20 protein-coding genes and 1 tRNA gene are annotated in these 17,855 nt (G+C 61.7%); 14 read left to right on the top strand and 7 right to left on the bottom strand.

What is annotated here, in order from left to right:
* Positions 1–39 precede the first annotated feature (39 nt).
* Entirely contained in the window at positions 40–375 is a 336-nt protein-coding gene (locus AB4Z25_RS04655) for a hypothetical protein (protein ID WP_112539505.1), read from the top strand.
* Here the strand turns inward: AB4Z25_RS04655 and AB4Z25_RS04650 are convergent.
* Genes AB4Z25_RS04650 through AB4Z25_RS04640 form a run of 3 tightly spaced genes read right to left on the bottom strand, consistent with a single transcriptional unit; the run spans position 357 to position 3,020 of the window.
* Positions 357–1,586 carry an FAD-dependent oxidoreductase gene (locus AB4Z25_RS04650; RefSeq protein WP_112539503.1) on the bottom strand — a complete coding sequence of 410 codons (1,230 nt, stop codon included), beginning with the start codon at positions 1,584–1,586 and terminating at the stop codon, positions 357–359. The two genes, AB4Z25_RS04655 and AB4Z25_RS04650, sit on opposite strands and share 19 nt — an antisense overlap.
* 6 nt (positions 1,587–1,592) lie before the next feature.
* On the bottom strand, positions 1,593–2,426 hold the full coding sequence (gene mazG / locus AB4Z25_RS04645; protein ID WP_112539501.1) for a nucleoside triphosphate pyrophosphohydrolase: 834 nt from the start codon (positions 2,424–2,426) through the stop codon (positions 1,593–1,595).
* A gap of 6 nt (positions 2,427–2,432) precedes the next feature.
* Positions 2,433–3,020 carry a nucleoside deaminase gene (locus tag AB4Z25_RS04640; RefSeq protein ID WP_112539499.1) on the bottom strand — a complete coding sequence of 196 codons (588 nt, stop codon included), beginning with the start codon at positions 3,018–3,020 and terminating at the stop codon, positions 2,433–2,435.
* Between the two features lie 249 nt (positions 3,021–3,269).
* Here AB4Z25_RS04640 and cysG point away from each other — a divergent pair, with 249 nt between their 5' ends.
* Genes cysG through AB4Z25_RS04615 form a run of 5 tightly spaced genes read left to right on the top strand, consistent with a single transcriptional unit; the run spans position 3,270 to position 8,474 of the window.
* Positions 3,270–4,706 carry a siroheme synthase CysG gene (cysG, locus tag AB4Z25_RS04635; protein ID WP_112539497.1) on the top strand — a complete coding sequence of 479 codons (1,437 nt, stop codon included), beginning with the start codon at positions 3,270–3,272 and terminating at the stop codon, positions 4,704–4,706.
* A 2-nt stretch (positions 4,707–4,708) separates the two neighbouring features.
* Positions 4,709–5,023 (top strand): DUF2849 domain-containing protein, encoded by a 315-nt coding sequence (locus AB4Z25_RS04630; RefSeq protein WP_112518588.1) that lies wholly within the window; start codon positions 4,709–4,711, stop codon positions 5,021–5,023.
* 8 nt (positions 5,024–5,031) lie between these two features.
* Positions 5,032–6,702 carry a nitrite/sulfite reductase gene (locus AB4Z25_RS04625; RefSeq protein WP_112539495.1) on the top strand — a complete coding sequence of 557 codons (1,671 nt, stop codon included), beginning with the start codon at positions 5,032–5,034 and terminating at the stop codon, positions 6,700–6,702.
* Positions 6,703–6,712: 10 nt separating this feature from the next.
* The gene (locus AB4Z25_RS04620; protein ID WP_112539493.1) at positions 6,713–7,225 is read left to right on the top strand and encodes a DUF934 domain-containing protein; all 513 of its coding nucleotides are present in this window, start codon (positions 6,713–6,715) and stop codon (positions 7,223–7,225) included.
* 37 nt (positions 7,226–7,262) lie between these two features.
* Positions 7,263–8,474 carry a UbiH/UbiF family hydroxylase gene (locus tag AB4Z25_RS04615; protein WP_112539491.1) on the top strand — a complete coding sequence of 404 codons (1,212 nt, stop codon included), beginning with the start codon at positions 7,263–7,265 and terminating at the stop codon, positions 8,472–8,474.
* Here AB4Z25_RS04615 and AB4Z25_RS04610 read toward each other — a convergent pair.
* The gene (locus tag AB4Z25_RS04610) at positions 8,454–9,404 is read right to left on the bottom strand and encodes an AEC family transporter (protein WP_112539489.1); all 951 of its coding nucleotides are present in this window, start codon (positions 9,402–9,404) and stop codon (positions 8,454–8,456) included. The two genes, AB4Z25_RS04615 and AB4Z25_RS04610, sit on opposite strands and share 21 nt — an antisense overlap.
* A gap of 44 nt (positions 9,405–9,448) precedes the next feature.
* Positions 9,449–10,198, bottom strand: a complete 750-nt coding sequence (locus tag AB4Z25_RS04605; protein WP_112387438.1) for a cytochrome c biogenesis CcdA family protein — start codon at positions 10,196–10,198, stop codon at positions 9,449–9,451.
* A gap of 195 nt (positions 10,199–10,393) precedes the next feature.
* Between AB4Z25_RS04605 and AB4Z25_RS04600 the strand changes: the two genes are divergently transcribed.
* A tRNA-Lys gene (locus AB4Z25_RS04600) sits at positions 10,394–10,469 on the top strand.
* Between the two features lie 145 nt (positions 10,470–10,614).
* Here AB4Z25_RS04600 and AB4Z25_RS04595 read toward each other — a convergent pair.
* A complete protein-coding gene (locus AB4Z25_RS04595; protein ID WP_442207877.1) occupies positions 10,615–11,601 on the bottom strand; it encodes a hypothetical protein in 987 nt (328 codons plus the stop codon).
* A gap of 192 nt (positions 11,602–11,793) precedes the next feature.
* On the opposite strand from AB4Z25_RS04595, the gene AB4Z25_RS04590 reads away from it, so the two are divergent.
* Together AB4Z25_RS04590 and AB4Z25_RS04585 are read left to right on the top strand one after the other, a co-directional pair.
* A complete protein-coding gene (locus AB4Z25_RS04590; protein ID WP_112387435.1) occupies positions 11,794–12,369 on the top strand; it encodes a transglutaminase-like cysteine peptidase in 576 nt (191 codons plus the stop codon).
* A 124-nt stretch (positions 12,370–12,493) separates the two neighbouring features.
* The gene (locus tag AB4Z25_RS04585; protein ID WP_112387434.1) at positions 12,494–12,850 is read left to right on the top strand and encodes a hypothetical protein; all 357 of its coding nucleotides are present in this window, start codon (positions 12,494–12,496) and stop codon (positions 12,848–12,850) included.
* Between the two features lie 367 nt (positions 12,851–13,217).
* On the opposite strand, the gene AB4Z25_RS04580 is transcribed toward AB4Z25_RS04585, so the two are convergent.
* Positions 13,218–13,655, bottom strand: a complete 438-nt coding sequence (locus AB4Z25_RS04580) for a hypothetical protein (protein ID WP_112539483.1) — start codon at positions 13,653–13,655, stop codon at positions 13,218–13,220.
* Positions 13,656–13,857: 202 nt separating this feature from the next.
* On the opposite strand from AB4Z25_RS04580, the gene AB4Z25_RS04575 reads away from it, so the two are divergent.
* From AB4Z25_RS04575 to AB4Z25_RS04555, 5 genes are all read left to right on the top strand, one after another.
* Positions 13,858–14,070 carry a hypothetical protein gene (locus AB4Z25_RS04575; protein ID WP_112539481.1) on the top strand — a complete coding sequence of 71 codons (213 nt, stop codon included), beginning with the start codon at positions 13,858–13,860 and terminating at the stop codon, positions 14,068–14,070.
* Positions 14,067–14,444 carry a GFA family protein gene (locus tag AB4Z25_RS04570; protein ID WP_112539479.1) on the top strand — a complete coding sequence of 126 codons (378 nt, stop codon included), beginning with the start codon at positions 14,067–14,069 and terminating at the stop codon, positions 14,442–14,444. The genes AB4Z25_RS04575 and AB4Z25_RS04570 overlap by 4 nt, the downstream gene beginning before the upstream one ends.
* Before the next feature lie 147 nt (positions 14,445–14,591).
* Positions 14,592–15,902 (top strand): efflux RND transporter periplasmic adaptor subunit, encoded by a 1,311-nt coding sequence (locus AB4Z25_RS04565; protein ID WP_112539477.1) that lies wholly within the window; start codon positions 14,592–14,594, stop codon positions 15,900–15,902.
* A gap of 11 nt (positions 15,903–15,913) precedes the next feature.
* Entirely contained in the window at positions 15,914–16,630 is a 717-nt protein-coding gene (locus tag AB4Z25_RS04560) for an ABC transporter ATP-binding protein (protein WP_112539475.1), read from the top strand.
* Complete coding sequence (locus AB4Z25_RS04555) at positions 16,620–17,828, top strand: ABC transporter permease (protein WP_112387428.1); 1,209 nt, start codon at positions 16,620–16,622, stop codon at positions 17,826–17,828. Before AB4Z25_RS04560 ends, AB4Z25_RS04555 begins: the two co-directional genes overlap by 11 nt.
* The last annotated feature ends 27 nt before the right edge of the window (positions 17,829–17,855 follow it).

The following is a 17,855-nucleotide window of genomic DNA, read 5'->3' as shown; positions in this document are numbered from 1 at the left end:
AAGGCTCTAGCTGTATTTTCGGTTCATGGAGGGGATGGCATGGCTGGGGTCAAGGCGCGTGCTGGAGGGTTGCTGTTGATTGCGCTTGGATGCGCGATCGCCTGGTTTTTTCTCCTGCAGCCACTTGAGGAAGCACAGGCCGGTGTTCCCGAAGTCAGCTATCAGCTGAAAGCCTTTCTTGCGGTACCCGCCTGCCTGGTCTTCGGCCTGGGCTTTCTGGTCGCAGGTGCGAAGCTCAACTATCGCGATGCCGCCGCGAAAAAGCTGACGGCAACCGGCTGGGTGCTGTTTGCCGTCGTCGCCGTTCTGACGGCCGCAGGCTACTGGTGGTTCCAGCAGCAGTTCTCCGCGCTCGGCTATAGCAGCGCCGTCTGATTGCTCACTGGCAACGCTCCATCGGGCGAAAGCCACTTGAGGCCAATGCGACCAACTGGATCGAGCAGCTCGCCGGTGACCAGCGTCGTGATCAGGTTTCGCAGCAGCGGCAGTTTGGTCGCCGGACCGATCATCACATCTCTGCTCATCGGCAGGAGACGGCTGTCGGACTGATAGAACGGTGTCAGGACCCGGCTCAGCAGTTGATAGAACCGGATGTGCAATTGCCGTTGCCTGAGATGGCGGGCGATCGCCTCGCTGACCGACGGTTCGCGGGCAAGCGCCGCGCACAGCGAGGCGGCGTCGAGCAGCGCCATATTGGCGCCCTGTCCAAGCTGCGGACTGGTCGCGTGCCAGGCATCGCCGATCTTGACACTGTTTGCTGCCGCAAGCGGTAGCCGCGTATGGTGCCGGTAGCGGGCATGGACAGGCTCGGCCGCCGCGGCGAAAGGTGCCGCCTCGGGCCAGAAGCGATGCACGGCCTCCATCCAGGCCTGACGCCCGGCGTCCCGCCAGGCTGCCACATCCCTGTTACGGATGCTCCAGAAGAAAGTTGCCATCGCCGCCGCGCCATCCTTCGCCGTCCCGACCGGCAGGACGCCCGCCATTTGGCTGGCGCGATGGTAGCGCTGCTCCAGTTCGTCGGAGCGGAAGATTCCCGACCCATCCCATGGGACGGTTGCCCAGAGTGCGCCATAGTCCAGTTCAGTCGAAGACTTGTAGCCGATCGGCGAACTGGCACCCATGGCGTCGACGACGATGTCGGATGCCGCTGACATCTTGCCATTGCCGAGCTTCAACCGCGGCCGCACGCCCGGCTCGATTGCCGTCACCCGCGATGCGGTCTCGAAGCCGACGCCGGCGGCGACCGCGGAATCGAGCAACAGGTCGAAAAGTGCGACACGCTGGATGGCGATGCCGGAGGCGCCGTTGCGGTAGCCCACGTCGAGAACGGTGCGGCCCGTCGTCGCGAGCCTTCCATGCATGCGCCGGATCCTGGCGCCGCGTTGCTCGACCTGATCAAGCAGCCCCATCGCGGAGAGAACCGCCGATCCCGTCGGCTGCAGCACGAAGCCCGATCCAACCGGCTGTGGTGCCGCCATCTGGTCGTAGATGGTCACGGCGGCACCGTGGCGGGCCAAGAGTGCCGCCAGCGACAGTCCGCCGATCCCGGCACCAGCAATCGCGATCTCAAGGCCGGTGAGCTTCATGGCGCCTCAGCCAAGTTGCCGTTCGATGGCCTTGGCGGCCTGCCAGATTTCTTCCATCCGTTCCAGGCTGGCGGCTTGCAAAGTCTCGCCTTCTTTCTCAAGAACAGTTTCTATATGATTGAAACGACGCCTGAACTTGGTGTTGGTTCCGCGCAGGGATTGTTCCGGATCGGCATCGACATGGCGGCCGATATTGACGACGGCGAAAATCAGATCGCCAAGCTCGTCGCTGACCTTGGCTCTGTCTCCCTGCGCCAGCGCTTCCCTTAGTTCGCCGATCTCTTCCTCGATCTTGTCCAGGATCGGGTCCGGCGCCGACCAGTCGAAACCGACCTTGGCGGCGCGCTCCTGCAGCTTTAAAGCCTCCGTCAGCGCCGGAAAGCTGCGCTGCACGGAGCCGAGATGTCCTGCGTTGAAATCCTCGCTCAAGCCCCGCTTGGCGCGGCGTTCGGCGCGCTCCCGCTTTTCCACCTGCTTGATCTCGTCCCACTGCTGCTTCACCCGCGCGGGCGTATCGGCATCCGAGCGGTCGAAGACATGCGGGTGGCGGCGGATCATCTTGCGGGTGATCGCCTCCACGACATCGCCGAAGGAAAACTCGCCGGCTTCCTCGGCCATCCGCGCATGAAAGACCACCTGCAAAAGCAGGTCGCCGAGCTCGTCACAGAGATCGTTCATATCGTTGCGCTCGATCGCGTCGGAGACCTCGTAGGCTTCCTCGATCGTGTAGGGCTTGATGGTCTCGAAGGTCTGGACGATGTCCCAGGGGCAGCCGGTCTCAGGATTGCGCAGCGCCGCCATGATCTCGATGAGGCGCGAAATGTCTTTCGAAGGTTCCATGATCGCTCAATTCAGGGGGATGTCGTTGGCGCTTTTTGAGGATTGGTAGCTGTCGGACAGTGCTGCGTAGCGCGCCTTGATTCTGGCTGTCTGTTCCTTGAGCTCAGCGCTCAGCGCACGCTCCTCGGTTTCCACTAGGTCGGCAATCGCAAAACTGTTCCAGAAGGCGTTCTGCTTGCGGTAGCCACCGGGCTCAAGCCCAAAGACTTCCTTGAGGATTTTCAGGTCGTGCGGGATCGCGAAGGCATCGCGCGAATCCTCGTGGCTGAAGAAATAGTAGAAATTGTCGAAACCCGCCCAGGTGATTGCCGACATGCACATCGTGCAGGGCTCGTGGGTCGAGAGGAAAATCAGGTCCTTCGTCGCCGGCTTGTCGCCGAGCTCGTAGAAGCGCTTCAGCGTATGAACCTCGCCATGCCACAGCGGATTTTCGAGCTCGTTGTTGGTCTCGGCGATGACAAGCGAGAGATCGGACTTGCGCAGGATCGCGGCGCCGAAAACCTTGTTTCCGGAAGCGACACCGCGCTCGGTCAGCGGCAGGATATCGCGCTCCATCACGTCGAGCAGGCGAGGGGCGATCGTCTTTGAGGCCATGGCTTTCTCCTTGTGCCCCGAAGTCTATCCCGCCCGGGCGAGAAGAAAAATGCCGAAATGCCAGATGGACGTTTTTGATCACAGGCTTTACATTGCACTGCAGCGACAACGGCGTCGCTCGGGCGACTTTTCTCAAATCAGTGGCATGCAGGCAAAAGATTACGCGGACCGCGTAGGCTTTCGAATTTCTGTTTCTTCAACGCCTTGCCCGTTACAGGCATATTGGCGCAACTTCGAAGTGGAATGATAATGCCTTCCAAGAGCGAACAGCTATCGGTTTTTCCTGCCTTCTTCCGTGTGGAAGGGCGTGTCGCAGCCGTCTTTGGCAACGGAGACGAGGCCTATGCGAAGGTGCGCCTGCTGATGAACACGCAAGCGCGGATCGTTGCCTATGCCGACCGCCCCGAGGCCAGCTATCACGCTTTCCTGATTGCCAATCGCATCGAGACGGTTCGCGCGGATTTCAGCGCTGATCAGGTGAATGGCGCAGCGCTCGTCTTTGCCGCCACCGGCGAGGCCGGGCAGGATCGCGCGATCGTCGACGCCGCGCGCGCCGAAAAGATCCCGGCCAATGCCGTCGATCAGCCCGACTATTGCGATTTCTATACGCCAGCCCTCGTCAATCGCGCGCCCGTCGCCGTCGCGATCGGCACCGAAGGCGCCGGTCCCGTGCTGGCGCAGATGATCCGCGCGCAGGTCGATCAGCTGCTGTCGCCGTCGCTTGGGCGTCTTGCAACGCTGGCGACCAGCTACCGCCGTGCCGTCGAACAGCTAGTTCCGCGCGGCGTTTCCCGCCGCGTCTTCTGGCGCGGTTTCTTTTCCGGTGCCGTGGCCGATGCCGTTGCGAATGGCAATCTGCCCGAAGCCAAGCGTGCCGCCAATGCGCTGCTGCAGGAAACCGGCAAGGCGCAGGGCCGCGTCTGGTTGGTCGGCGCCGGTCCGGGTGCCGAAGATCTACTGACGCTGCGTGCCCAGCGCGTCATGATGGAAGCCGATGTTCTGGTTTTCGATGCGCTGGTCCCGCAGGCGATCGTCGATATGGGCCGCCGCGATGCTGAGCGCATCTCCGTCGGCAAGCGCAAGGGCTGCCATTCGAAGTCGCAGGAAGAGATCAACGATCTGCTGGTGCAGCTTGGTCGCGAGGGCAAACGTGTCGTGCGACTGAAGTCCGGTGATCCCCTGGTCTATGGCCGGGCAGGCGAGGAGATGGCGGCGCTGCGCGCCGCTGGTATCGCCTATGAGATTGTCCCCGGTATCACGTCGGCTTTCGCTGCCGCCGCCGATTTCGAGCTGCCACTGACGCTTCGCGGCGTTGCCTCCTCGCTGGTCTTCACCACCGGCCACGATCTGACCGGCGATGTGCTGCCCGACTGGGCAAGCCTTGCGGTCTCCGGCGCGACGATTGCCGTCTATATGGGCCGCACAGTTGCTGCTTCGGTCGCCGAGCGGTTGATGGAAGCAGGCATCCCGGCGGAGACCACGGTCGCTGTCATCGAGAATGCCAGCCGCGCCGATCGCCGGCTGCTGCATGGCATTTTGAGCGATCTTCCCGACCTGCAGCATCGTGATGAATTGACCGGTCCCGTCATGGTCATTATCGGCGATGCGGTAGCAGGCGCCAATTTCGAACTGTCTGAGCCTCTGGTGCGCCGTCAGGCGACCGTGCCGGAACTTGCAAGGAGCTGATTATGGTAGACAAGGTACTGACCGCCAACCGCCTGACGGATGGCATTGCCGTCTGGCTCGATGCCAACGGCGCTTGGGTCACCTCGTTGCAGGATGCGCTGGTCGCCCGCCATGCCGAAGCGGTGACGGCGCTCGAGGAAATCGGCAAGAAGGCTTACGCCGACAACAAGGTTGTTGACGTGAATGTCATCGAAGTTCAGGAAACCAACGGAGTTCTGTGGCCGCTGCGCCTGCGCGAACGTATTCGCGCGCAAGGGCCGACCATGGAATATGCGCCGGGCTACAAGCCTGCCGATCCGGAATTCATTGCAGTCTGAGGAAGCAGATGTACCGTTACGACGAATTTGACCACGCCTTTGTCGCCGAGCGCGTTGCGCAGTTCAGCGATCAGGTCCAGCGCCGTCTCGCCGGCGAGCTTTCCGAGGATGCTTTCAAGCCGCTGCGCCTGATGAACGGCGTCTATTTGCAGCTGCATGCCTACATGCTGCGCATCGCCATTCCCTATGGCACGCTGAGCTCCAAGCAGATGCGCATGCTCGCCCATGTCGCCCGCACCTATGACCGCGGCTATGGCCATTTCACCACCCGCCAGAATCTGCAGTTCAACTGGCCGAAACTCTCCGACATGCCTGCGGTTCTCTCGGAGCTGGCAACCGTCGAGATGCACGCGATGCAGACGTCGGGCAACTGCATCCGCAACGTCACCGCCGACCATTTCGCCGGTGCCGCCGCCGATGAAGTCGCCGATCCCAGGCCCTATGCGGAAATCCTGCGCCAGTGGTCATCGGTTCATCCGGAATTCTCGTTCCTGCCGCGCAAGTTCAAGATCGCCGTCACTGGCGCGGAGCGCGACCGTGCGGCGATCCAGGTCCACGATATCGGCCTGCATCTGAAGAAGAACGACAAGGGCGAGATCGGCTTTGCCGTCTATGTCGGCGGTGGCCAGGGGCGCACGCCGATGGTCGCCAAGCTGATCCGCGACTTCCTGCCGGAAGAAGATTTGCTGTCCTACACGACGGCCGTCATGCGCGTGTACAATCTGCACGGCCGCCGCGACAACAAGTACAAGGCCCGTATCAAGATCCTCGTTCATGAGACCGGCGCCGAGGGGCTGGCCCGCCAGGTCGAGGTCGAGTTCGCTCAGCTGAAGGATACGGAACTCAGGCTTCCCGAGCAGGATGTCGAGGCGATCACCGCCTATTTCGCGCCGCCGGCCCTGCCGCAGCGCGCCGAAGGCTGGGAAAATCTGGCTCGCTGGAAGAAGGCCGATCCGGCATTTGCCCGCTGGGTCCAGCAGAATGTCCAGCCGCACAAGAACCCAGACTACGGCATGGTGACGATCTCGCTGAAGCCGATCGGCGGCATCCCGGGTGACGCATCCGACAGCCAGATGGATTCGATCGCCGATATCGCCGAGGAATATGCCTTCGATGAAATCCGCGTCAGCCACGAGCAGAACCTCATTCTGCCACATGTAGCACTGGCCGATCTCGAAGCCGTCTATCGCGGCCTCGTCGCCATCAATCTGGCCGAAGCCAATGCCGGCCTGATCACCGATATCATTGCCTGTCCGGGCTTGGACTATTGCGCGCTGGCCAATGCGCGCTCGATCCCGCTGGCGCAGGAAATCTCGCGCCGCTTCGGCGATGCCGAGCGTCAGGCCGAGATCGGTGAGCTCAAGATCAAGATTTCGGGCTGCATCAATGCCTGTGGCCACCACCATGTCGGCCATATCGGCCTGCTAGGTGTGGAAAAGAAGGGTGCCGAACTCTATCAGATCACTCTTGGCGGCTCGGGTGATGAGCACACCTCGATCGGCGAAATCATCGGCCGCGGCTTCGAGCCTGAGAAGGTGACGGATGCGATCGAGACGATCGTCGATACCTATCTGAAGATCCGCAAGGATCCGTCAGAAATCTTCCTCGAAGCCTACCGCCGCGTCGGACCGCAGCCTTTCAAGGATGCGCTCTACGGCTCGGCAGCGGAAGCGGCATAAGGAGGGGATGATGACCAAGATCTGGAGAGAAACCGGCTTCGTCGAAAACGATGCCTGGGTCATCGAGACCGAGGAAGTGAAGGCGACCGGCGATCAGAAGCCGCTGCTTCCCCTCGATGAGCTGCTTGCCAAAGTGCAGGAGAGCAACGATGTCGGCCTCGGCGTGCTGATCAAGCCGGCCGACGATGTTCGCAAGCTCGAGCCCTATCTCGACCGCCTCGCGATCATCGCGGTTGCCTTCCCGGCATTCAACGATGGCCGCGCCTTCAGCCATGCCTCGCTGCTGCGCGATCGCCTCGACTACAAGAGCGAGTTGCGCGCCGTCGGCGATGTGCTGATCGACCAGGTGCCGCTGATGCTGCGCGTCGGTATCGACAGCTTCGCTGTCAGCAACGAGACGGCCTTGAAGCGTCTCTCGGAAAACCGTCTTCCGGGAATTCAGCATCATTATCAGCCGGCCGTGCGTGACGCGGACAGTGGCAAGGGCTATAGTTGGCGCCGTCAGGCGAAGCCGGCGGCTTAAGGCCGGCTCGCCGTCATCTGATGACGGAAGCGATGCGATGAAGAATTTCGAAGTGGCGGTGATCGGTGGCGGTCTCGCCGGCATGGTTGCCGGGGTAGCGATTGCCCGCGGCGGCCGCAATGTGGCGCTGATCGCGCCGCCTGCGCCCAAGGAAGACCGGCGCACCACGGCGCTGATGGATCAGTCGATCCGCTTCCTTGACCGCCTGACCCTCTGGGACAAGCTGAAACCGGCCACCGCGGCGCTGACCAGCATGCGCATCATCGACGGCACGAATCGCCTGCTCCGCGCACCGGCGACGACCTTCCGCGCCCCAGAAGTCGGCCTTGATGCCTTCGGTCACAATTTCCCGAATGCCGCCTTGATGACGGTGCTTGAGGCCGCCATCGCAGGCGAGGGCAATATCACCCGCTTCGATGCCTTCGCCGAGACGATCGAGATCGGCGCCGAAAGCGTGACGCTGACGCTTGCCGGCGGCGAGCAGCTGACCGCTGATTTCGCCGTGGGCGCTGATGGCCGAAAATCGAAGCTGCGCGAGACGGCCGGGATCGATATTCGCAACTGGTCCTATCCGCAGTCGGCCATTGTGCTGAATTTCAGTCATTCCGTGCCGCACCAGAATATCTCCACCGAATTCCACACTGAGCATGGGCCGTTCACACAGGTCCCGCTTCCCGGAAGCCGCTCCAGCCTGGTCTGGGTCCAGAACCCGGCGGAGGCGGCTGCGAATGCGGAGCTCTCCCTGGAGGATTTGAGCCGGCTCGTCGAGGAGCGCATGCAGTCGATGCTTGGCAGGGTCAGCGTCGAGGAGGGCGTCCAGGTCTGGCCGCTGTCCGGCATGATGGCGCACCGTTTCGGCAGGGGCCGCATTGCGCTTGTCGGCGAGGCGGCGCACGTCTTCCCGCCAATCGGCGCTCAGGGTCTCAATCTCAGCCTGCGCGATATCATGGCGCTGACCGACATTCTCTGCGGCCGCGCCGAACTGCCGGTGGCAGCCGATTCGGGCGATCAGTTCGACCGCAAACGCCGCGCCGACATCATGACGCGCACCGCGAGCGTCGACTTGTTGAACCGGTCTCTGCTGTCCGATTTCCTGCCGGTGCAGATGCTGCGGGCCGCTGGGCTGCATATTCTGTCAGCCATCCCGCCGCTGCGCAGCATCGTGATGCGCGAGGGCATAGAGCCAGGCCGCGGTCTGCGCGGCATACCGGCTGCGCTGAAGGAAAGACTAAGCCGGCAGAAAGCCTGATTTGATCGCGATCAGAAACACCGACACCGTCACGACGGAAAGGGCGGTCGCGATCAGGATCGTTGCCGAGGCGCGTTCCTGCCAGACGTGATACTGCTGGCCGATGACGAAGACATTGGTCGCGGTCGGCAGCGCCGCGAGCAGAACCGCGGCATAGACCCAGATCGGATCGAACCCGCCGACCAGTGTCAACGCTCCATAGACGACGAGCGGGTGCATGATCAGCTTTGCCGGAACGATATAGCCGATTTCGGGCGGGATTCGCTTCAGCGGTCTAAGCGCCAGCGTCACACCCATCGCAAACAGCGCACAGGGCGCGGCGGCCTGCGCCAGATAATCGACGAACTGCCGCAGCGCTGACGGTTGCTCGAATTGCAATGCGGCTGCGAGAAAGCCTGCTGCCGTCGACAGGATGAACGGGTGCAGCGCCACCTTCCTGATGATATCGGCGGCGATCTGGCCACGTGAACGATCGTCATCGCCAGCCGCCGCCATCATCGCCGGCGCGACGATGAAATGCATCGCATTCTCCAGGCAGACGATCAGCGCCACCGGCACGGCCGCCTTGTCGCCGAAGGCGATCAGCGCCAGGCCCGGCCCCATATAGCCGATATTGCCGTAAGCACCCGCAAAGGCCTGGATCGTCGATTCGTCCATGCGGCTTTTCCTGAGATAACGGCCGATGACGAAGAGTGCGATGAAGATCGAATAGGTGGCGGCGAGATCGGTGGCGATGAAGTCGATCCGCGCCAGATCTTCCACCGGTGTCCGCGACACCAGCTTGAAGAACAGCGCAGGCAGCGCGGCATAGATGATGAAGGTGTTCAGCCATCCGAGCGCCTCGGCGGGCTGCTTGGTCGCCTTTGCGGCAATATAGCCGATCAGGATCAGGCCGAAGAACGGCAGAAGAAGGCTAATGATGTCGGTCACGGGACCGTCCGATGATGTTGCAGTGCGAAGCTTATGCTTCCGGCTTAGCCGATCTGCATCAGGATTGGAAAGGTCTGCTGGAACCAGATTGCGGCTTGACTGATGAATCCGAACATGAACGCCAGCCCGGTCAATACCAGAAATGCGCCGAGCACCTTCTCGACTGTACCGAGGTGACGGCGGAAGCGTGCCAGGAAGCGCATGAACGCGCCGGAAAAGCCCGCAGCAATCCAGAACGGAATGGCAAGCCCGAGCGAATAGATCGCCAGCAGGCCAGCCCCGGAACCGACCGTTTCGCGCGAAGCAGCGACACCAAGGATCGCACCCAGTACCGGACCAATGCAGGGCGTCCAGCCGAAGGCGAAGGCAAGGCCCATGACATAGGCACCGGTCAGCGTCGCTGGCTTGCCGCCGCTCTGGAACCGCGCCTCACGTGCCAGCAGGCCGATTCGGAAGAGGCCGAGAAAATTCAGCCCCATGATAACGATGATCAGCCCGCCGATCTTCGACAGCAGATCAAGGTGCTGGCGAAGAGCCATGCCAATACTGGAGGCACCGGCACCCAGCGCCACGAAAACGGTGGCAAATCCAAGTGTAAAGAACAGCGCCGAAAAGAACACGCTGCGGCGTACATCGGGCGCGACGGTCACCGCCGCGCCGCCACGGAACTGATCGACGGAAATGCCTGCCATATAGCAGAGATAGGGCGGAACGAGCGGCAGGACGCAGGGAGACAGGAATGAGAGGGCGCCGGCGATCAACGCGCTCCACAAGGAAATATCGGCAATCGACACGCATTCTCTCCGGCTGCAATCCAGGCCGTTGTCTAGCGCTGCGACCTGCCGATTGCCAATCACCTTTTTGCGCTCCCGCAAGAAATGTGCCTAACGCTTGTGAAAGTCATGATTTTTCGGTTGACCGCAATGGGTCGCCTGCCTATGTTCCGCGCACTTCCGGCAGGGGCAGCAAAAATGCTGTTCTTGGGGTTAGGTTGCGTAGCTCAGCTGGTAGAGCATTTGACTTTTAATCAAAGGGTCCTGGGTTCGAACCCCAGCGCAGCCACCACACACTTCAAGCTTTGTTTTTCGCAATCGATGCGCCGGGTTGTTCGCGTGTCGTTCTAAGCTTTGCCTGAAATGCAATGGGCCTGCACCGTAGCGCCGGTGCAAGCCCATGGAATAGCTGGTTAGCGTCTTCCGGTCAGGCTGCGTCAGACCGGTGAGGGGCCGGAACCGCCGCGGTTGCCTGGCTTGTCGTTGCCTGGCTTGTCGTTGCCTGGCTTGTCGTTGCCTGGCTTGTCGTTGCCTGGCTTGTCGTTGCCCGGCTTGTCGTTGCCCGGCTTGTCGTTGCCTGGCTTGTCGTTGCCTGGCTTGTCGTTGCCTGGCTTGTCGTTACCCGGCTTGTCGTTGCCCGGCTTGTCATTGCCTGGCTTGTCATTGCCTGGCTTGTCGTTGCCCGGCTTGTCGTTGCCTGGCTTGTCATTGCCTGGCTTGTCGTTGCCCGGCTTGTCGTTGCCTGGCTTGTCGTTGCCTGGCCTGTCATTGCCTGGCCTGTCATTGCCCGGCTTGTCATTGCCTGGCCTGTCATTGCCCGGCTTGTCATGACCAGGATTGTCATTGCCCGACTTACCATGACCAGGCTTTCCATCACCGGGCTTGCCATGACCAGGCTTTCCATCACCTGGCTTGCCATGACCAGGTTTTCCATCACCGGGTTTACCGTGGCCAAGCTTTCCGTCACCGGGCTTGCCATGACCAGGCTTTCCGTCACCTGGCTTGCCGTGGCCAGGCTTTCCATCGCCGGGCTTGCCATGACCAGGCTTTCCATCGCCGGGCTTGTCATGGCCCGGCTTTCCGCCGCCACCGTTGTCACCGCCGCCACCGTTGTCACTGCTGCCGCCGTTGTCGCTATTGCCGCCATTGCCGCCATTGCCATTGCCATTGCCATCGCCGCCGGCCGTCCCGGCGTTGGATGACTGCTGGCCTCTGCTGCTGCCCTGGCTGCCGCCCTTGCTATCGTTCGACCCGCTGTAGCCAGCGTCCGGGATCGACTCGGTCGGCTTGCAGAGCCGGTATTCAAGCGTGCCTGGCTTGGCAATTCTGCAGTTCAGGAGGGTGGTAGGCGCTGCAAATGCGAGACTGCTGCTGGCCAATAGGTAAGCAACGGCGACGCTGTACTTCGCTGCTTTGCGGATCATTGATTTGTCTCCCAAGGTTAACGAAATGCTAACGGAGACAATTCTTATATTAGCAACTAATTAATATGAAGAAATATTTGTGGATACCCGGATGAGTTCTTAATCTATAGTTAATTACGCAAGTATAAAATTTTACTAAAGCTCTAATAAAAAAGCATGTTATTGTCCCGCCGCAAATAGAGGGACTTACATATGATTCGTCTTATTGCTGCTGTTTTCGCTTTGTTTCTTTCTCTGCAATTTCAAGCCTTTGCGGGTCAGTTCTTGCCGGTCACGCGCAGTATCGGCGCGCCTGTCGGATTCGCGTCGGCCTGCGCCAAGTACAGGTGGCTTTGTCACAAGACGTCGTCGCATCAGGCCGGTGAGGGCGCCGGTGTGCCGTTGCTGCAAAAAGTCAACCGTGCCGTAAACGGACGGGTCATTCCGCAAAATGATGGTCCGCTGGCCGCAAATGGCGACGACTGGTCGCTGCCGACAGGCGGCCGCGGCGATTGCGAAGACTACGCGCTGCAGAAGATGAAGGATCTGATCGATGCCGGTTTCCCGGCGGACCGGCTGGCGCTGTCGGTGGTGATTGGCCCGCACGATCAGAATCACGTCGTGCTGATTGCCCGCACCGATGGCAGCGACTACGTGCTCGATAATCTGACGAACGCGGTGCGGCCCTGGCAGCGTACGCCTTACACCTTCCTGGCAACCCAGGATTTCCGGGCGCGATCGGTCTGGCGCGTGACGCTTGCAGGCCCTCGGGCGGGCGAGTTCTCCTGATCGCGATGCGGCCGGAAAGGCGTGCGTGGTGCACACGTCGTTAATGCTGGATTAATCGCAATGATGCCATTGTTTCCATGTTTGAGTGCGGTGCGCGAAGCGCGGAAGCTCGACTGGAGACATGATGAAGAAGATACTCATTTCGACCCTTGCGGCGGTCATCGCGGGAAGCGCCATGCTGGCGACCGCGCCGGCTTCTGTCGCTCAGGATTATGGATGGCAGCGGCGTGACCGCGGCTACTACCCGCCACCACCACCGCCGCGCCGCCGCCACCATGACAATACCGGTGCTGCGATTGCCGGTGGCCTGGCTGCCGGCGTGATCGGTGGCATGATTGGTGGCGCGATCGTCAATAACAGTGGTCCGCGCTATGTCGAGCCGCCACCACCGCCTCCGCCGCGCTGCTGGTTCGAGGACCGTCGCGTGCCCAACGCCTATGATGGCGGCTGGCACATGGAGAGCATGCGCGTCTGCCGCTGATCGCAGACAAGCCTCAAAAGAAAAGCGCGCCGTCAGGGCGCGCTTTTTTGTTTCCAGCTGTCAAAAGAAATTGCTGGATCAGCGCCGGGGAAAGTCGTTCCAGCCCGAGGCGCGTGCCTTCGCAACCACCGTCTGCGCCTCGCGGCCGATGAACAAGATGCTGAAGATTGCGACGATCGTAATGATATCCCACATGGCCTGATCCCTCGTTTTGCGGCCCCGCCTCGGGCCCGCTCTATCCAGACGCGACCGCCATCGCGCGTTTGGATGGCATAGTTATGATCGAAGGTCGCGTTTCAGGATATCGTGAGATTTGGGGATGCCCCGCTGAACGCGCAGCGGGGCATGGCATCACATCCGGCTATGCTCAGCTCTTCAGCTTCGCATTGCAGAGGCTGTAGTAACCGCCGCCTTTCTGGATCCACTTCAGGCCGCCAAGCGAATTGCTGGCCTTGTCCTCGTTATAGGCGTCGACGCAGGTATGCATGCGTGCCTTGCCGGGTTTTTCGCTGGCATATTTCGTCGAGATCGCCGTCGGGAACTTGACGCCTGACGGAGCTGCCGTGGTGGGTTTTTCCGGCTCTTCGTTGGTGTTGAGCGAGACATCGGGCTCGGCGGTAGCATCCGCGCCGCACTGCGCCTTGCGGAAGTCGTTCCACTTGACGCCCTTGGCCGAACCATCCGTCTGCGCGGACTTATACTTGGCGCTACATTCCTTCATCGTCAGTGCCGAAGCCGACGTTGCCATGAAGGCGGTGGCACCGAGAAACGCAAGCGAGGTCAGCAGAACTGCACGATTAAGCATTGGTCCATCCTCCGATTGTACCTTGTACGGGTAAACTATCGGTCCGGACAAAATTCTTAGTCAACGTGGCATTTCATCTCACCAACCCTAAGTATAATTCCTGAAAATATTAGAGTTTGCACTTTCGCCTTCCTGGCTGGGCTGTCCTTTCCATCATGTGGCCGCGCCCTAGTTTCCTTTTGAACCGAAGGAGGGATGCTTCATGTCAGAGCAATCAGGCGAGGGGATCACTACGCCCCGCAAAGTGCTGCGCGGACGCCCCTACAGCATCAGCGAATTCGCCCGCAAATACCGGCTCGACGATGAAGAGGCGAAACGGCTGTTCGAGAAATTCGGACCATCGGCGACGGAACTCGACCTGCTGATGGCGGCCAAGCGCAAGCCGCCGCTCCCCGTGCCGGGTGTCCGCATGTGAGCCTGTCGCGCAAAGGCGCTTGCCTCTGCGGCGCCGTCCGCTACGTCATTGCCGGCGCGCCTTTGCTCTCCGGTCTGTGCCATTGCGCGGATTGCCGCAAGGAAAGCGGCTCCCTGTTTTCAGCCTTCGCCATCTGGCCGCGCGCTGCATTATCTTATTCGGGCACGGTCTCAGCCTTTGCGGGCCGCAGTTTCTGCCCGCTCTGCGGCGGCCGGCTTTTCTGTCTGACCGAAGACAAGGCCGAGATTCGATTGGGTTCCCTCGATGACGCGCCGGGGGAGATCCAGCCCGACCACGAGATATGGACGAAGCGTCGCGAAAGCTGGCTGCATCCAATCGCCGGTGCTGGTCAGTTTCCCGGCGATGCGGATTAAAACCGGATTTTCATTACCAAGATTTAATTGCACATCGCCCGCTTTCCGTGGCAATGCGCCTCTATCGCTAATCTCCGGTTCATCTTGCCTATGACTATCTAGGGCTGAACCGAGCAGATGCTCTTATATCTCTGTTTGAGGACTTTCATGAGCGATTCCGAATCTGGAACCGGCCCGAAACCGTCTGCCCCGCAAGCGCCCGGCCATGCCGATCTGGCAGCCGTTCTCGCCGCGTCGGGCAAGCAGCGCCGGTCCGGCCGGTGGCGCGGCAGGCTGCTGGCAGCGGTGGCAATCATTATCATCGGCGGCGGCGCGGCCTATTATTATGCCGGCCGCGGCGGCAACGAATACAGCTACACGACCCAGCCGGTGAAGCGCGGCGATCTGACGGTTCTGGTGACCGCGACCGGCTCCGTCCAGCCGACCGAGCAGGTCGATATATCAAGCGAGCTGTCCGGCACCGTCCGGGACGTCAATGTCGACTACAACAGCACCATCAAGGCAGGCGACGTGCTTGCCGTTCTCGACACCACCAAGCTGGAGGCTGACGCCAAAAGCTCGCGGGCGAAGCTGGCATCGGCACAGGCCAATGTCACCAAGGCCAGCGCCGATCTCGAATCGGCCCGTACCTCGCTGGATCGCGTGAAGAACCTCGTGCAGAGCAACGTCACCACCCGCCAGAGCCTAGACGACGCGACCTACAAATATGACTCCGCCGTCGCCGCCAAACAGATCAACGAGGCCGATGTGCTGTCTGCCGAGGCCGATCTCCAGCTTGCCGAGGTCAATCTGCAAAAGTCGCGTATCGTTTCGCCGATCGACGGCGTCATCCTGACCCGCTCCGTCGATCCCGGCGCGACGGTCGCCGCATCGCTGTCGGCGCCCGTTCTCTTCGTCATCGGCGGCGATCTGAAGAAGATGGAGCTGCAGGTCGATGTCGATGAGGCCGATGTCGGCCAGATCGCTGTCGGTCAGAAGGCGACTTTCACCGTCGATGCCTATCCGGACCGCACGTTCCCGGCTGAAATCGAGCAGATCCGCTTTGCCTCCGAGACGACGAACAATGTCGTCACCTACAAGGCAGTGCTATCGGTCGACAATGCCGATCTGCTGCTGCGCCCCGGCATGACTGCAACCGCAGACGTGACGGTCGAGGCCGTCAAGAACACGCTGATGGTGCCGAACGCGTCGCTGCGCTATGCCCCGCCGGAAGCGGGCTCCGGCCGCAACCGCGGACTGCTCGGTCTCTTCCGGCCGCCGCGCATGGGGCCACGTTCGGGTGCCGGCGGTGAAGCGCTGACGGGAAACAAGCGCCGCATCTGGGTTCTCCGGGGTGAGCGGCAGGTTCCCGTAGTGATCCAGGTCGGTTCCTCCGATGGCCAGTTCACGCAGGTGGCGTCTGGCGACGTCAAGGAAGGCGACGCGCTTGTGACCGACGCCACGGCGAAGACGCGGTAGGCGGCAGAGCGATGAGCAATCCGCCGCTTCTGGAATTCAAGCAGGTCTCGAAAGTCTACGGCGAGGGCGAGGCGGCAATCCGCGCGCTCGACCATGTCGACATGATCATCAATGCCAATGAATTCGTTGCTATCATGGGGCCCTCAGGCTCCGGCAAATCGACGGCGATGAATATCCTCGGCTGCCTCGATGTGCCGACATCGGGCGACTATGTCTTTCAGGGCATCTCGACCGGCGGCTTCGATCGCAGCCAGCTGACCCTGTTGCGGCGCCACATGCTGGGCTTCGTCTTCCAGGGTTTCAACCTGCTGTCGCGCACCTCAGCTGTCGAGAATGTCGAGCTGCCGCTGATCTATCGCGGCATGGCGGCCGGCGAACGCCACGAGCGGGCCAGGGAAGCGTTGAAGCTGGTCGGCCTGTCGGGCCGCGAAAACCACAAGACGCAGGAACTCTCCGGCGGCCAGCAACAGCGCGTCGCCATCGCCCGCGCCATCGTCACCGAGCCGGCGCTGCTGCTCGCCGACGAGCCGACCGGCAATCTCGACACCAGGACCAGCGTCGAGATCATGGACCTGATGACCCGGCTGAACCGGGAGCAGGGGATAACCATCGTCATGGTCACGCACGAGCCTGACATCGCCGCCTATGCGCAACGGCTGCTGCGGTTCGTCGATGGCAAGCTCGAAACCGAAACCGTGCATCAGGCGAGGGCAGGCCATGTTTCTTGAGACGCTGAAACTTGCCCTGCGGGCCATCACCCGCAACATGCTGCGTTCGTTCCTGACGGTGCTCGGCGTGGTCATCGGCGTTGCCGCCGTCATCGCCCTCGTGACGATCGGCAACGGCACGACGGCCCAGGTCACCACTGAATTGCAGCGCCTCGGCACCAACATGCTGTTCGCAAGGCCCGGCCAGTTCGGTCCCGGACGTGCGAGTACCGAAGCGCGCCGCTTCACGGTCAAGGACGTCGAGGCGATCCGCGATCAGGTCGGCGGCCTGCGCGCCGTTGCCCCGCTCAACCAGACGACCGCGACGGTCATCTATGGGGGCCAGAGCCATTCGACCAGCGTCATGGGCACGACCAACGACTATTTCGTGGCGCAGGATTGGGACATGGCCCTTGGCCGCACGTTCGATGCGGCGGAGGAACGCGGCAGGGCGCGTTGCATTCTCGGCGAGACCGTACGCTCGCAGCTCTTCGGAGCAGCCGATCCGACCGGCCAGCAGATCCGCGTCGGCAAGGTGTCCTGCAGCGTCATCGGCGTTCTCGCCAAGCGCGGCCAGTCGGGCATGGGCAACGACCAGGACGACGTCGTCATCATGCCGGTGAAGGTCTACCAGCGCCGCATCGGCGGCAAGGCCAATGCCAACGTGCAGATGATCGTCATCTCGGCCCGTGACGGCGTCGCGACGTCGAAGATCCAGGACGAGACCGAGAACCTGCTGCGTGAGCGGCGCAAGATCATTCCCGGTCGCGAGGACGATTTCAACGTCAACGACATGACGCAGATCGCCGAGGCGATGACCGGCACGACGACGCTGCTGACCGGCCTGCTCGGCGCGGTCGCGGCCATCAGCCTGCTCGTCGGCGGCATCGGCATCATGAACATCATGCTTGTTTCGGTCACCGAGAGGACCCGCGAGATCGGCATTCGCCTGGCGATCGGCGCGCTGGAAACGCAGGTGCTGATGCAGTTCCTCGTCGAGGCTGTCGCGCTGTCGCTCTTCGGCGGCATCACCGGCATCGTGCTCGGCATGGGGATCGGCTTCGTCTCGGTGACCCTGCTCAAGGTTCCCTTCGTCGTCAGCCCGCTGATGATCGGCGTCGCCTTTGCCTTCTCGGCAGCGATCGGCATGATCTTCGGCTATTTTCCGGCTCGTCGCGCCGCGCAACTGAACCCGATCGAGGCCCTGCGTCATGAGTGATGCGTCTTTGATTTGCCGTTCGCATCT

It is taken from the genome of Rhizobium sp. RAF36 (assembly GCF_052114105.1).
Lineage (GTDB): Bacteria > Pseudomonadota > Alphaproteobacteria > Rhizobiales > Rhizobiaceae > Rhizobium.
Note: the sequence above shows the minus strand (reverse complement) of the source record. Positions and strands in the feature narration are given on the sequence as shown.

Coding starts and splice junctions, on each gene's coding strand:
- AB4Z25_RS04655 (WP_112539505.1), top strand. CDS start 40: ATGGCTGGGGTCAAGGCGCGTGCTGGAGGGTTGCTGTTGATTGCGCTT.
- AB4Z25_RS04650 (WP_112539503.1), bottom strand. CDS start 1,586: ATGAAGCTCACCGGCCTTGAGATCGCGATTGCTGGTGCCGGGATCGGC.
- mazG (WP_112539501.1), bottom strand. CDS start 2,426: ATGGAACCTTCGAAAGACATTTCGCGCCTCATCGAGATCATGGCGGCG.
- AB4Z25_RS04640 (WP_112539499.1), bottom strand. CDS start 3,020: ATGGCCTCAAAGACGATCGCCCCTCGCCTGCTCGACGTGATGGAGCGC.
- cysG (WP_112539497.1), top strand. CDS start 3,270: ATGCCTTCCAAGAGCGAACAGCTATCGGTTTTTCCTGCCTTCTTCCGT.
- AB4Z25_RS04630 (WP_112518588.1), top strand. CDS start 4,709: ATGGTAGACAAGGTACTGACCGCCAACCGCCTGACGGATGGCATTGCC.
- AB4Z25_RS04625 (WP_112539495.1), top strand. CDS start 5,032: ATGTACCGTTACGACGAATTTGACCACGCCTTTGTCGCCGAGCGCGTT.
- AB4Z25_RS04620 (WP_112539493.1), top strand. CDS start 6,713: ATGACCAAGATCTGGAGAGAAACCGGCTTCGTCGAAAACGATGCCTGG.
- AB4Z25_RS04615 (WP_112539491.1), top strand. CDS start 7,263: ATGAAGAATTTCGAAGTGGCGGTGATCGGTGGCGGTCTCGCCGGCATG.
- AB4Z25_RS04595 (WP_442207877.1), bottom strand. CDS start 11,601: ATGATCCGCAAAGCAGCGAAGTACAGCGTCGCCGTTGCTTACCTATTG.
- AB4Z25_RS04590 (WP_112387435.1), top strand. CDS start 11,794: ATGATTCGTCTTATTGCTGCTGTTTTCGCTTTGTTTCTTTCTCTGCAA.
- AB4Z25_RS04585 (WP_112387434.1), top strand. CDS start 12,494: ATGAAGAAGATACTCATTTCGACCCTTGCGGCGGTCATCGCGGGAAGC.
- AB4Z25_RS04580 (WP_112539483.1), bottom strand. CDS start 13,655: ATGCTTAATCGTGCAGTTCTGCTGACCTCGCTTGCGTTTCTCGGTGCC.
- AB4Z25_RS04575 (WP_112539481.1), top strand. CDS start 13,858: ATGTCAGAGCAATCAGGCGAGGGGATCACTACGCCCCGCAAAGTGCTG.
- AB4Z25_RS04565 (WP_112539477.1), top strand. CDS start 14,592: ATGAGCGATTCCGAATCTGGAACCGGCCCGAAACCGTCTGCCCCGCAA.
- AB4Z25_RS04560 (WP_112539475.1), top strand. CDS start 15,914: ATGAGCAATCCGCCGCTTCTGGAATTCAAGCAGGTCTCGAAAGTCTAC.
- AB4Z25_RS04555 (WP_112387428.1), top strand. CDS start 16,620: ATGTTTCTTGAGACGCTGAAACTTGCCCTGCGGGCCATCACCCGCAAC.